Here is a 13,063-nt window from a genome sequence, read left to right on the forward strand (position 1 = left end):
CACCGCATCGTGCCCGCCGTGGTGTGCTCGCCCTTGAGCGCACCACGCCGGGCCCGCGTCCCTGACCTGTGTGCCCGGCACGGGCCCCGCCCGCGCCGGTCGCCTCTGTACGGATGCCCCGCACGACCGGGCCTACGCCTCGTGGAGCATGCCGTCCGACGGTGCCGGTCGTGCGCCGGGCGTACGGCGCCGCCGGGGGCTCCCCCCTCGCGCGGCTCAGCGCTCCAGCTCCGCCAGCCGCTCGGCGGTCGCCCCGCCCGCCGCGCCGCCGCCGTCCGGCAGCTTGCCCCATTCCCGGTGGGCCGCCCGGTACGCCTCGCGCGCGGCCCGGGGGCGTCCCGCCGCCTCGTAGGTCATCCCCCGCCAGTGGTGGGCCGTGGCGCTCAATTCGACGGCCTGTCCCGCCTGTTGCGGGCCGTCCAGCTCCGCCTCCGCCGTGCCGGCCGCCTCGGCCGCGCTCCGGAAGGCCTCGGCCGCCTCGTCGAGCCGGGCCGGGCGCCGCAGCACCCGGGAGGCGTCGAGATGGGCCCGGCCCAGCTCCAGCCAGCAGCGCGCCCCGGTCAGCGGGTCGGCCGCCTCCCGGGCCGCGAGGCCGAAGAGGTGCTCGGCCTCCCGGAGATCGACCCGGTCCTCGGCGGCGTGGTGCCGCAGCATCAGCGCCCGGCCCAGCATCAGCAGCCGCTCGGCCTGGTGCACGCTGCCCGCCGCCGTCTCCGTACGGCAGTCGCGCAGCACCCGGATCGCGGCGCCGATGTGCGGGCGCCCGTCCGGCAGCCGGGCCCGGCGCAGCAGGGTGCCGCCCCATTCGGCGAGCAGATCGGCGTGGGCCCGCGAGTCGCGCGGTACGCCCCGGGCGGCGCGGGCGAACCAGTCGGCGGCGTCCACGAGTTCGTCCGGATCGCCGGTGTGCTCGTACCGTGCGACTCCGACCCGGCCGGCCCTGATCCGGAGCGAGGCGCGCAGCCGCTGATCGCGTACGGTCGCCAGGGCCTGCTGGATCAGGGTCGCGGCCTCGTCCGGTTCCTCGCCGGAGCCGAGCAGGGCGTCCACGAGGTCGAGCAGGATGCGCACCTCGGTGCCCATGGTGTGGCGGCCGCCGCCCTGTTCGAACGCGGTGCGCAGGGAGCGTGCGGCCCGGCTCGCGTGGGCCCGGGACCGTTCTGTGTCGGTGGTGGCCCCGGCCAGCTTCAGCAGGGTCCGGCCGTGTGCCAGCGGCAGGGTGGTGGGCCGGTTCTCCTGGTCGGGCCAGACATCGGCGAACGCCTCCAGCATGCCGCACGCGGCCTGGAGCAGGGCGGTGTCGCCGTCGAGCCGCCACTGCGCCTCCAGGGCCCGGACACGTTCCAGTGTCAGCCGCAGGGCCTCGGCGGGGGCCAGGCCGGGGGCCGCGCAGGCGGCGGTGTACTCGCGGTCGGCGCGGCGCAGCAGCTCCAGTGCGCCGCGCCGGTCGCCGCGCCGCCGCCGGTCGTCGGCCGCTGCGTGCAACACCTTGGCCAGTACGGCCCGTTCGCCGACCGCGGCGGGGTGCGCGGCGGCTCGTTCGGCGGCGTACTCGGCCTCGCGGAGCAGTTCGGTGTCGCCCTGGACCTCCCAGAGCCTCAGCACGCAGCGGGCGTACTCCGCCCACAGCCCGGGGTCGGCGCCCGGCCGTTCCTCGCGTTCGGTGGCGCCGCGCAGCAGCTGCACGGCGTCGATGAGGTACTGCACCATGCGGTCCGACTCGAACTGGCGCACGAGGGCGCGGGCGCTCTCCACCGCCGCGTTCGGGGTCCGGGCGGCGGCGGTGTGGCCGCCCCGTCCGGTCTGCGTCACGAACTGCTCGGGCAGCGGCATGAAGCGTTCCAGTACGCGGACCGCGACCTCGGCGAAGGGATGGGGGACGCGTGCCGGGTCGCCCGCGCCGCCGTCCCCGTGCTCGCCGCCCTCCTCGATCTCGTCGATCTCCTCGTCGGGTGCGCCGTCCCCCAGAGGGTCTGTGCCGCGGGCGGGCGGCGGCCCCTCCCGGTGCCTGCCCTCGCCGAGCTGGGCGAAGGCCAGGGCCGGGAAGTTCGGCCCGCCCCTCCCGAACCGCTGCTCGATGTACTGCGAACAGTGCTTGAGCACGAGCAGCGCCTCGTCGCGGCCCAGCGAGCCGAGCAGCGCCTCCTGCACACCGGGCAGGAAGGTGTACCACTGGTCGTCGTACTCGACGCCGTCCGCGTCCCTGCTCCGTGCCAGCAGCCCGCTCAGCAGCACCTCGGCGAGTTCGGAGGGACCCGAGTGGGGCAGCATCGTGCGCTGCACCAACTGCATCACCGGCAGATGCAGCGGGGCCGCGGCCAGATAGACGGCGAGCTGTCCGGCGGCCGGTGAGGCCGCCGCACGGAAGCGGCTGACCAGCTGGAGCGAGGAGAGTCCGCCGCCCGGACGCTGCGCGGCCGCCGCCGGCTGATCGGCCCGCACCCAGCCGACCGCGCCGGAGATCTGCCCCGAGCCGGTGCCGGAGAGCAGCCTCGCCCAGGCCGCCAGTGCCCCTTCGACCGGCGGGAGGACGGGTACGGCGAGGGCCCCCGGGTGCACGGCGGGGCCCATGCCCGGCTGTTCGACGACCTTCAGCACGGCGGCTCCGCCGGGTCCGTCGCCCCGGGACAGCGAGCCGTAGGTGACCGGCAGTCCGGTCCGGTTCCACATCCGCTGCGGCAGCGGCTGGAGCACGGCGGCCGGTGCCTGGGCGGCCAGCTGGTGCAGCAGCCGGTGGGCCCGTCCGCTGTGCCAGAGCGGTCCTGCGCAGTCGCTGACCAGGACGGTGACGCGCCGGCCGGTCGGATCGCTCAGCCGGTCCGCGGAGTTCAGCGGCGCCCCGCCCGGCTCGGGGCTGCGGCTGACCGCGGCGGCACCGTCGGGCCCCTGATGCAGATAGCGCACCTGGACGTCCCGGAAGGCACCCAACTGGGCGAATATCTGCTGGAGTTCGCCGAACATCCGGTCCCACACCAGCATCGAGGACGAGGCGTCCATGACGAGTTGCAGGACCGCCTCGCCCCGGGACACACCGCGGAACACCGGGATGATCAACCCGCCCGCGCGGGCGCTGAGTTCGGCGGTCGCCGTCTCGTCGAGGGCGCTGCGCAGCGGGGGCGACGCGGGGTGGTAGCGCTGCAACGGTCTCAGGGCTCGCTGGAGTTCGAGGGGGGCGGGAAGTGCCGGGGCGGCGGGCACACCGAAGGTGAGGGCGCTCGTGCCGCCCTCCGCCCTGCCGCCCGGACGGGCCCGGCGCGCGGATCCGGTGCGCGGTACGGGGTAGAGGGTGACCCGGTCCGACTCCCCGGGGTCCCGTCGCGGCGGGGGCTCGTCGCCCGGCGGGCCGGGCGCGGGCTCCGCGGCATCGGCCTCCGGGGCGGCGGGCCGTTCGTCCGCCCGCTCCCGGGGCGGGCGGACCGGCGGCGCACTCCCCCGTACCTCGTCGTCCTCCGGCGGCGCGTCCGGGTGGCGGGCCCAGCGGGCCAGCCAGAGGGCGTCGCGGAGCTGCTCGACGTCGGGGTCGAGCCCGGCCTCGCGCAGCCGTGCCACCAACGCCGGGTAGAGCCCCGTGTCGTCGGCACCGCGCGCGTCGGGGGAGCCCTGGGGTCCGGCGCCCGCCATCAGCACATCACCTCGGCCGGTCGAGTCGCTGGATGAGCAGGTCGGCGAGGCGGTCGCGGCCGGCCGGGGCGGCGGCGTCGGTGAGGTAGATCGCGTTCAGCAGCTGGTCGGTGGCGAGGAGTTCGCTGCGGGACCGTTCCAGGAAGTGGGCGATGAGATCGTCCCCGGAGCGCGCCGCCTCGTCGCCGAGGTGGGCGCGTACGAAGGTCGCGAGGCGCTGGTGGTCGGGGCGTCCGAGCTCCAGGTGGATGCAGCGGCGCATCAGGGGCGCGGGGAAGTCCCGCTCCCCGTTGCTGGTGAGGACGACGAACGGGAAGGACGTGCACTGCACCCGGCCGCCGCGCACCTTGACCTTGTTGCCGTCGTCGTCGAGGACCTCCGCCTCGCCACCGGGCAGCCGGTCGGCGATCCGCTCCAGTTCCGGAATGCCGAACTCGCCCTCCTCCAGCACATTGAGCAGGTCGTTGGGCAGATCGATGTCGCTCTTGTCGAGCTCGTCGATGAGCAGCACCCGGGGCCGGTCCGAGGGGAGCAGCGCGGTGCCGAGCGGACCGAGCCGGATGTAGCTGCCCACGCCGTCGGCGGCCTCGGCGCCGCCGGTGCCGGCCGCCGCGCCGTGCGCGGCGATCTGCACGTCCTGGAGCCGGGCGATCGCGTCGTAGTGGTAGAGGCCGTCCAGCAGCGTCGTCCGGCTCACGATCGGCCAGCGCAGGACCCGGCCGAGCCCGAGTTCATGGGCGACGGAGTGGGCCAGGGTGCTCTTTCCGGCGCCGGGGGTGCCGGTGACCAGGAGCGGGCGCCGCAAGTAGAGCGCGGCGTTGATCATTTCGAGCTCCTCGGCGCCCGGCCGGTGGAGTTCGGCGATGTGCCGGTGACCGCCGAGGCGGCGGTCGGCGGAACCGTCCCCGCCCGGCTGCCCGGCGGCCGCGGCGCCGCGGCTCGCGAAGTCGCGCCAGGGCGGCGGCGGGGGCAACTGCTCGATCCCTTCGTGCGGTTCGCCGGCCCCTCGGTAGATGAGCCACTCGCTGGGTTCACTCATAACGTGTTCCTCGTCATCACTCGTCCGCCAGGGGCAGCAGTCGAACGTGGTTCACCGTAGCCATCCGGTCCGCACCCCGTAAGGGAAATCACGGCGCCTGCAACAACGGGCCGGGCGGCGGCGGTTGCGGATCGGCGTACATCACGGCGATGCCGTCCGACCAGAACATGTCGTTCCGGCCCTCGCACACCCCTTTTCTCAGCTCGTGGATCCGCTGCGGGAGCCGGTCGGCCACACCCGCCCCGTCGACCGTGTCGACGACGCGGAGGTGGAACTCGGTGCAGGCCGCGGTCCGTTCGACCCGCGGGCGCCGCCACAGGACCACACCGAACCCGCCGTCGAACACCCGCCCGAACCCGGCGGCGCTCTGGGCGTCGGTCCGTCCGCCGTACCGGCAGAGCACCGGGACGGTCTCGTACGCCAGCCCGCGCAGCTCCGCCGTCAGGGGCACGGGTACCCGCATCCCGTCGTCGCAGTCGAGGACCGCGGCCCGCATCGGGCCGGTGTGGATGCGTTTCCAGCGCGCCTCGTGCTCCGGGACGGCGTCGTCGGGCGGGGCGGGGCGCTCGTCCGAGCAGCGGATGACGACGGGCCGCTGCACCCCGAGCGGGCGGCCGTCGGAGGGGAGTCGCCACTGCTCGACCTCCAGGTCGACCAGCGCCGGAGGCACGACGACCTGGAGGATCGCGGGGTTGTCGGGTTCGTCGCACATCCGGAACGCCGTGCCGAGGGCGGCGGCGAGCCTGGCCGGCAGTTCGTCGGCCCTGGTGCCCTGGTAGTTCTCCGTCACGGGCAGGTCGTCGGCGCAGGGGCGGGCGACGACCCGCCAGTCGTACTGGTCCGGCTGCCAGGCGCGGGGCTCCAGATGCAGCACCACGAGCGACGGTGAGCCCGGCGGCCGGACCGGCTCGTCGGCCGGCTCGGGGGTACGCGGGTGCTCGGCGCCCCGGTCGTAGCGGCCCTGGTAGCGGAGCCGGGCCATCTCGCGGCGGAACGGCCGGCGGAGCCGGTCCTCGGCGGTCTCCTTCACCCAGTCCCACAGGGCGTCCTCGGCGAGTCTGGTGGACGGCACCACATAGGGGCGTTCGGCGGTGATGGCGCTCATGCAGTAGCGCAGGATCCGTTCCAGCGCCTCGTCGCCCTCGCGCGCGTCGTAGAGGACGCCGAGGCCGTCGCGCCAGCCGCGGGGCGCCGGGACGCCGATGGTCCGGTATCCGTACCCCAGGCCGCCGAGGATGTCGAGGAGGCTGCGGGTACTGACCGGAGGGGGGAGCTTGGCGAGCCGCCCCAGCAGGTCGACGCGCTGCTGCGGGGTGAGCGCCGGGCCCGCCACGGAGCCCAGGTCCCGCTGGACGTCCGCCCAGGTCTCCTCGTCGTCGACGGGGTTGCTGTGCCGGTCGGCGTGGTAGCGGTCGTGGGCGTGGAACACGGCCTGGTACGGGTCGTCGGACTCGGCGGTGGCCGCCCGGACCGGCACCGGCAGCGTGCGCAGCCGCTCCACACCGATCGCGGTGCCGCCGTTCGTATCGGTGGCGCGCGACTTGAGCACGCCGACGACCTCGCCCCGGGCCAGGTCGACGACGGGGCCGCCGGACATGCCCGCGTACAGCTGGCTCGCCTCGATCAGCACCTGTTCGTCGCCGTCGGCCCAGTCGTCGACGGTGCCGACCACCCGGCACTCGCGGCCGAGCCGTTTGAGCGTTCCCGCGCCGCCGTCCGCCCAGCCCGCGAAGTAGTACGCGCCGCGGTTCATGCCCGTGGAGCGCTCGCTGAGGTACACACAGGGGTGCTCGACGGGCCGCAGCAGCTGGATGAGGGCGAGGTCGGGGGCCGGCCAGCCGCCGGTGCCCGGCCGTTCCTCGGGCAGGGCCGCCCTGACCGTGCCCCCGACCCGGACGGCGTCGCCGCCGCGGGCGGTCTTGTACACCACGTTCACCTGACGCCCTCTCCCCTCCATCGCGACGTGCGCGCACGTGAGGACCCAGCTCGGGGCGATGAAGAAGCCGCTCCCCAGGAAGTCGCCGTCGGATCCTTCAGGGGCATACCCGGGCTCCGGACGATGGATGCGGACCGTGGCGTCCTTCACGAGGCTCATCAGCGCGGATTCGGCACCGTTCGGCCCCTGCCACGCGCCCCCGCCCGGCGGGTGCGTCACGATCCGCTTCCGTCGTCCGGCCCGGCGCCGCCCGCATGCGCCGTTGCGCCGGTGGATGCCCCGGCGGGAGAACCGGTGGCAGGGGTGGCCGACGGCTGTGCGGGCAGCTGCGGGTCGAGGGGCGGGCCGCCGCCGTTCCAGGTCAGGGTGACCTTGATGGAGCCCTTGGCCTCGCCGTCCGCGAGCAGCCCGACGACCTTGCCGGCCTTCGCGGTGAGCTCGATGCCGAATTCGACGCTGACCTCGTCGGGCCGCACGGCCCGCAGCGGCTCGGCGAGCGAACGCGCGACGCTGGTCACGACCCCGTGCAGACTCTCGACCCGGGCCTGCACCCGATCGGCGATGCCCCCGGCGCCGATGTCCGCGAACGACGGGCCCGATCCGGTCCGGGCCAGCTCCTCGGCACCGGAGATCCGCGCCCAGACCTCCGTACCGTCGGGCATCTCGATGCGCGTCATACGGGCGTCGCTGTCACCCATGAAACCCCCCGTTCCCCAACTACCCGCAGGCTAACGGCAGTACGCCCCCGATGCGAGGTGCTCGGGACAGGACGCGGGGGTGGCGCGGGCCGGTTCCCTGCGGGGTCGCGCGGCTCCGGAGGACCTCGGCCGACAGCCCGCTCCCGGCCGCCTGGGGGCTGCCACCAGGCATTAGGCTGGCCGCATGTACTTCACCGACCGCGGTATCGAGGAGCTGGAGAAGCGGCGAGGCGAGGAAGAGGTCACCTTCGAGTGGCTCGCCGAGCAGCTCCGTACGTTCGTCGATCTCAATCCCGACTTCGAGGTGCCGGTCGAGCGCCTCGCGACCTGGCTGGCCCGGCTCGACGACGAGGACGAGGACGAGTAGTCACTCGCGCCCGTCCGCCGGCCACCCGCGCCCCTCCCCCTCGGCGCCCCTGATCCGGTCGTAGGCCAGCCCGAGCGCCCCGTGCGCCAGCAGCAGCACCCCCGCGAGCAGCCACCCGTCGCCGCGGCGGTGGAGCCCCCGGAGGACCAGCGGCAGTCCTGCCGCGAGCTGGGCACCTGCCAGCACGCGGGCCCTGGGGCCGCGCAGCCAGGGCCCGAGGCGGCTGCTCTCGACCGCGTCGAGCTCGGCCTTCACCGCCCCGCGCCAGCCGGTCCAGACGACCGGTTCCGCTTCCGGCCGGTCGTCGGCCGCCGCGTACAACCGGTCGCCGGGGGTGTCCGGGTCGAGGCCCGGCGGCAGGATCAGCCCGATCCGGGTCAGGACGGCGAGCAGCCCGCGCAGCCGGATCCGCGCGTCGACGTCCGGGTCCGGGCGGGTCAGCTCTTCGAGCGCCTGGACGTCCAGCACCGGATCGAGGCCGAGGCGCTCGGCGAAGGTGCGCATGGCCTCGTCCTCACCGGCCGGGGTGCCGTCCGCGAGCCAGACGTAGCCGACCGGGCGGCGGAAACCGGACGCGAGGGTGTACCCGGCCCGGTCGCCGTCCCACCACAGGGCGAGCACCGGCCAGGTCGAGCCGACCGCGAGCGCGGTGGCCCAGCCGGCCACGACCCGGTCGACCGGTTCCACCCCGGCGGCGGAGGCGTCCGCCCCGCCCTGCCAGGGCTTTCCCTCGGGGACGAGGACGGACCAGCCGTCCCCGGCGGGGGCGAGCAGCATCCTCTCGCGCAGCAGATGGGCCACCGGCCGTACGGTCTCCGGTTCGGCACGGCACAGCAGCAGCGCCCCCGCGGGGGATGTCGCGTTCATGTCCCACACGCTAGGGCAATTTGCCCATATTTGGCGCCCTTTGATCCGCCAATGACCTCTCGACGTACCTTGACTTCCCCGATCCGCGATATATCGTGTTCAACAAGAGACGCGATATGTTGCGTCATTCCGTGCTCCCCGGGAGGTCAGATCCATGCCTGTGTCGACATGGGCCATCGCCGAGCCCCAGAAGCTGACCTTCGACGACCCCGTGACGTCACTCAACGTGCGCACCGTCGGAGGCACCGTCAATGTCGTCGGCACCGAGGAGCCGACCGCCCGGCTGGAGGTCTCCGCGATCGAGGGACCGCCGCTGGTCGTGACCCTGGACGGCGGCACCCTCACGGTCGCGTACGAGGACCTGCCCTGGCAGAACTTCCTCAAGTGGTTCGACCGCGAGGGCTGGCACCGCAGCGCGGTCGTCTCGCTCGCCGTACCGGCCGGGTCGGCGGTGGCGGTCGGCGTCGTCGGCGCGGGCGCCGTCGTCTCCGGGATCCGCGGGCGTACGGACGTACGCGGCGTCACCGGCGACACCACGCTCGTCGGACTCTCGGGGCCGGTCCTGGCCGACACGGTCTCCGGCAGCGTGGAGGCCCAGTCGGTCACCGGCGAGCTGCGCTTCCACTCGGTCTCCGGCGATCTGACGGTCGTCGAGGGCGCCGGGGCCTCGGTACGGGCGGAGTCGGTCAGCGGCGACATGGTGCTCGACCTGAACCCGAACGGGAAGCCCACGGACATCCGGCTGACCACGGTCTCCGGCGAGGTCGCCATCCGGCTGCCGCACCCGGCGGACGCGAAGGTCGAGGCCAACACCGCCAGCGGCTCCGTCTCCAACGGCTTCGAGGACCTGCGGGTCAGCGGCCAGTGGGGAGCGAAGAAGATCACCGGCACGCTCGGCGCCGGGACCGGCAAGCTGCGGGCGACGACCGTCTCGGGTTCGATCGCGCTGCTGCGCCGCCCGCCGGCCGAGGACGCTCCGTACGATGCCGAGCCGACCGGAAAGGTGCTCTGACATGCCCCCCGTATTCGCCCACGGCCGCCTCCGCCTCTACCTGCTGAAGCTCCTCGACGAGGCACCCCGCCACGGCTACGAGGTGATCCGACTTCTGGAGGAGCGCTTCCAGGGGCTGTACGCCCCCTCGGCGGGCACGGTCTATCCGCGCCTCGCCAAACTGGAGGCCGAGGGCCTCGTCACCCATGCCACCGAGGGCGGTCGCAAGGTCTACTCGATCACCGACGCGGGCCGCGAGGAACTGGCCGGACGCACCGGCGAACTGGCCGATCTGGAAATGGAGATCCGCGAGTCGGTCTCCGAGCTGGCCGCCGAGATACGGGACGACGTACGCGGCGCCGCCGGGAAGCTGCGCAGCGAGATGCGGGCCGCGGCGGACGAGACCCGGCACACGGGTTCCGGTCCGGGCCGCAAGGGCGACCGGGAGTCTCCCTTCGGCGACTTCGGCGACTTCGGGGACTTCGGCGACAAGGAGGCGTGGCGCGCCGCGAAGGAGGAGCTGCGCAAGGCCAAGCAGGAGTGGAAGGAGCAGGCCCGCCGGGCGAAGGACGAGTCCCGCCGCGCCCGCGAGGAGGCCCAGCAGGCCCGCCGCCAGGCCAAGGAGGCCCAGGACCGGGCGCGCGAGCAGATGCAGAACGCCGCCCGCCAGGTCCAGGAGCACTTCGCCCGGGGCGACTGGCCCTCGGGCGTACGGGAGGGGCTGGCCGAGATCACCGGCCAGTTGGCGGGCCTCACCAGGACGGGCGGCCGGCCCCCGTACGTCAAGCCGGAGCCCACCGGCGCCGACCCCGACTGGGGCCGGGACACCGCCGCCACCGGCGACCCGGCCCGCGACCTGGACCGCCTGCTCGACCGCTTCCGCGACGACATCCGCGACGCGGCCCGGGACCGGGGCGTCACGGATGAGCAGCTGACGGAGGCCCGCGGCCATCTGTCGACGGCCGCGGCCCGTATCGGGGCGCTGCTGAGGAAGGACGACGACGGGGAGAAGTGACGGGCCGGGAGCGGTGCCCCGGGAGACCCGGGGACGACCGGGAGAGACCTGGGGCGCAGTCGGGGAGCCCGGCGCACCACCGGGAGGCCCGGGGCTCGGTCGGGGAGCCCGGCGCACAAGCAGTGGATCCGGGGCGCGACCAGGAGACCCGGGGCTCAGCCCGCCTTCCTGAACCGCCCCGCGTCCCCGTCGTCCTCCCCCTCGCGCTCTCCGTACAGCACGCGGGTCACCGTCGCGTACGTGGCGCCCTGTGCGGCGAGCACATCGGCGACCACGCCGGGGCAGGCAGTGAGCGCCAGGAGGAGGTGCTCGTCGCCGATGAACCGGTCCTGGCGCCCCACCGCGATCCGCAGCGACCTCGCCAGGACGTCCTTCGCCCCGCGACCGAACGGACGGCGCCCCGCGCCACGCCGCCGCTCCCGGTCCAGCGCCCCCTCCCCGTGGACCTCCTCCACACGGGCGACGATCTCGGTCACATCGATGCCGAGGCCGGCGAGCGCGTCCGTGTCGGCCCGGGTCAGCCCGCCGTGACGGCGGGCCGTGACCAGATCGGCCTCGACGGCCGCGCGGCGGTCGGTGAGGCCCAGCGAGGCGGCGGCGAAGGCGGCCCGGCCCTCACGGCGGTCGAGCAGCGCGAGGAGCAGATGCTCCTCGGTGACCGCTGCGGCATCGGCCCGTTCGGCGTGGCCCACGGCGCCGGTCACGATGTCCCGGGCGCTCCTGGTGAATCGTTCGAACATCAATGCCTCCCGTACTTCTTGTGCACGGCCTGTCGGCTGACGCCCAGTTCGGCCGCGATCTCCTGCCACGACCAGCCCTGCGCGCGGGCGCTGCCGACCTGTACGGCTTCGAGCTGTTCCAGCAGTCGGCGCAGCGCGGCGACCGCCCGCAGTCCCACCCGGGGGTCGCGGTCGCCGGCGCGCGTGGCGAGATCCGTCGCTTCCGTCATGATGTCAACCTACGTTGACACGGACGGTCGCGTCAACCACGGTTGACAGAGACTCCACACGAAGACACCACACGAAGACACCGCCCGAAGTCTCCGTGCGGCGACTCCCTGCGGGCCGACCTCAGCCGCGCGCCGTCCCGGTCACCGTCACCGTGACGCGCGCCCCCTTCCGGGCCTCGATCCGCACCTCTCCCCCGTGCCGGCGGACCTCGGCACGGCCGTCCACCGAGACCCGCCACCGCCCGGCCGTCGGCGGCAGGGAGATCTCCGTGGTGCCGCGGCGGCCCGCCGTATAGCTGAGCCGGTAGACGCGGGTGCTGTCGTCGTACGTGTCGGAGTGGACGGTTCCGGCGACGGCGGGGGCGTACGGGGTGGCGGTCCGGTCCTTGTTGGCCGCGAAGGCGCCGTTCTCGTCCAGGGCGCAGTAGCCATCGCCGTAGCACCACACATAGCCCGCCCAGCCCGAGGTGTAGCGGCTCAGCGAGGTCATCGCGTCCCGGTAGAAGCGGCCCATCATCGGCAGCCTGTTGTTCAGCGGGCCCCATTCGCCGACGACGACCGGGATGTGCCGCTGCCGCGGATACGCGGTGACGGCGGCCTCGTACGACTCGATCCAGCCGGCCGACGGGTCGTAGTCGGCGCCCGCCTCCATCGCGGTGTTGTAGAAGTGCGGGGCGTAGACGGTCCGGTGGTCCCGGATCGCGCCCAGTCCGGTGGGGACGCCCTCGCCGACGACGGGGGTGGGTTCGACGAAGAGCCAGTTGGTGCGGTCGGCCGCGCGGACCGCGCGGGCCAGCCGGTTGTACATCGGGGTGAGCTGCCGCGCCTCGATGCGGCGGGCGGCCGTCGCCAGGTCCTCGCCCTCCCGGACCTCCCCCATCGGCTCGTTGATCAGGTCGTAGCCGAGGACGGCGGGGTGGCGTCCGAAGCGCTCGGCCAGGACCTGCCACATCCGTGCCTGGGCGCGCTGGAGGTCGGGGTCCTCGTAGAGATGGGTGAAGGCGCGCTGCACGGCCGGTTCGAAGTACTCCGCGAACCAGTCCTCGGGGTGCGGGGTGAACGGCAGACCGTCGGTGCGGGTCGCCCAGGCCGGGATGCCCCGGTGGCCGAAAGCCGGGCCGAACACGTCCTGGTGGGCGTCGAGCAGCACCTGGATGTCGTACTTCCGCGCCCAGTCCAGGACCCGCTCGATCTTGCGCAGATACCCGGCGCTGTAGTGGCCCCGGCGCGGCTCCAGATCGTCCCAGAAGACCAGCAGCCGGGCGAAGCCGAAGCCCTTGGCGCGCAGATCGCGGAAGTGCTTCTCGGTGATGGCGGTCAGCGCCTGGTCACCGCGGTTCGCCTTGTCCTCGACGTTCCAGCCGCGCAGGGTGAGCGTGCGGCCCTCGTCGTCGGTGAGACGGGGGATGCCGGTCCGCTGTTCCGGTGGTGCGGGGCGTGCGTCGGCGGCGGGGGCGAGCGCCCCCGCCGCGAGCACGAACGAAGTGACGATCGAGGTGAGCACGCTGCCCATCCGGATCTGTGTCCGGGTCCGTATCCGCGTCCGCATTCGCATGGCGCAGATCAGAGCAGTTCACCCC

11 protein-coding genes are annotated in these 13,063 nt (G+C 74.2%); 3 read left to right on the forward strand and 8 right to left on the reverse strand.

The features are described 5' to 3' along the window. Positions 1-216: 216 nt before the first annotated feature. The 4 genes from GA0115234_RS34915 to GA0115234_RS34930 all read right to left on the reverse strand — a co-directional run bounded on the left by GA0115234_RS34915 (position 217) and on the right by GA0115234_RS34930 (position 7,294). On the reverse strand, positions 217-3,621 hold the full coding sequence (locus GA0115234_RS34915) for an SAV_2336 N-terminal domain-related protein (protein ID WP_093550411.1): 3,405 nt from the start codon (positions 3,619-3,621) through the stop codon (positions 217-219). A gap of 7 nt (positions 3,622-3,628) precedes the next feature. Continuing rightward, on the reverse strand, positions 3,629-4,660 hold the full coding sequence (locus tag GA0115234_RS34920) for an AAA family ATPase (protein WP_093549759.1): 1,032 nt from the start codon (positions 4,658-4,660) through the stop codon (positions 3,629-3,631). A gap of 88 nt (positions 4,661-4,748) precedes the next feature. Beyond that, positions 4,749-6,815 carry a serine protease gene (locus GA0115234_RS34925; RefSeq protein ID WP_256088893.1) on the reverse strand — a complete coding sequence of 689 codons (2,067 nt, stop codon included), beginning with the start codon at positions 6,813-6,815 and terminating at the stop codon, positions 4,749-4,751. Beyond that, on the reverse strand, positions 6,812-7,294 hold the full coding sequence (locus tag GA0115234_RS34930) for a CU044_2847 family protein (RefSeq protein ID WP_093549760.1): 483 nt from the start codon (positions 7,292-7,294) through the stop codon (positions 6,812-6,814). The genes GA0115234_RS34925 and GA0115234_RS34930 overlap by 4 nt, the downstream gene beginning before the upstream one ends. Before the next feature lie 184 nt (positions 7,295-7,478). Here GA0115234_RS34930 and GA0115234_RS34935 point away from each other — a divergent pair, with 184 nt between their 5' ends. Then, positions 7,479-7,661 carry a DUF6104 family protein gene (locus tag GA0115234_RS34935; RefSeq protein WP_003961784.1) on the forward strand — a complete coding sequence of 61 codons (183 nt, stop codon included), beginning with the start codon at positions 7,479-7,481 and terminating at the stop codon, positions 7,659-7,661. Here GA0115234_RS34935 and GA0115234_RS34940 read toward each other — a convergent pair whose 3' ends face one another. Beyond that, on the reverse strand, positions 7,662-8,528 hold the full coding sequence (locus GA0115234_RS34940; protein WP_093550415.1) for a hypothetical protein: 867 nt from the start codon (positions 8,526-8,528) through the stop codon (positions 7,662-7,664). It abuts the gene before it with no gap. A gap of 154 nt (positions 8,529-8,682) precedes the next feature. Between GA0115234_RS34940 and GA0115234_RS34945 the strand changes: the two genes are divergently transcribed. Both GA0115234_RS34945 and GA0115234_RS34950 read left to right on the forward strand, forming a co-directional pair. Beyond that, positions 8,683-9,540, forward strand: coding sequence for a DUF4097 family beta strand repeat-containing protein (locus GA0115234_RS34945; protein ID WP_093549761.1), 858 nt, complete (start codon positions 8,683-8,685; stop codon positions 9,538-9,540). A 1-nt stretch (position 9,541) separates the two neighbouring features. After that, positions 9,542-10,534 (forward strand): PadR family transcriptional regulator, encoded by a 993-nt coding sequence (locus tag GA0115234_RS34950; RefSeq protein WP_093549763.1) that lies wholly within the window; start codon positions 9,542-9,544, stop codon positions 10,532-10,534. Positions 10,535-10,689: 155 nt separating this feature from the next. On the opposite strand, the gene GA0115234_RS34955 is transcribed toward GA0115234_RS34950, so the two are convergent. From GA0115234_RS34955 to GA0115234_RS34965, 3 genes are all read right to left on the reverse strand, one after another. Continuing rightward, positions 10,690-11,274 carry a Clp protease N-terminal domain-containing protein gene (locus tag GA0115234_RS34955; RefSeq protein WP_093549765.1) on the reverse strand — a complete coding sequence of 195 codons (585 nt, stop codon included), beginning with the start codon at positions 11,272-11,274 and terminating at the stop codon, positions 10,690-10,692. Continuing rightward, positions 11,274-11,483 carry a helix-turn-helix domain-containing protein gene (locus tag GA0115234_RS34960; RefSeq protein WP_093549767.1) on the reverse strand — a complete coding sequence of 70 codons (210 nt, stop codon included), beginning with the start codon at positions 11,481-11,483 and terminating at the stop codon, positions 11,274-11,276. Before GA0115234_RS34960 ends, GA0115234_RS34955 begins: the two co-directional genes overlap by 1 nt. 121 nt (positions 11,484-11,604) lie before the next feature. Beyond that, positions 11,605-12,996, reverse strand: a complete 1,392-nt coding sequence (locus GA0115234_RS34965) for a cellulase family glycosylhydrolase (RefSeq protein WP_093549769.1) — start codon at positions 12,994-12,996, stop codon at positions 11,605-11,607. Positions 12,997-13,063: the final 67 nt, after the last annotated feature.

Source organism: Streptomyces sp. DvalAA-43 (assembly GCF_900091725.1).
Classification (GTDB): domain Bacteria; phylum Actinomycetota; class Actinomycetes; order Streptomycetales; family Streptomycetaceae; genus Streptomyces; species Streptomyces pulveraceus.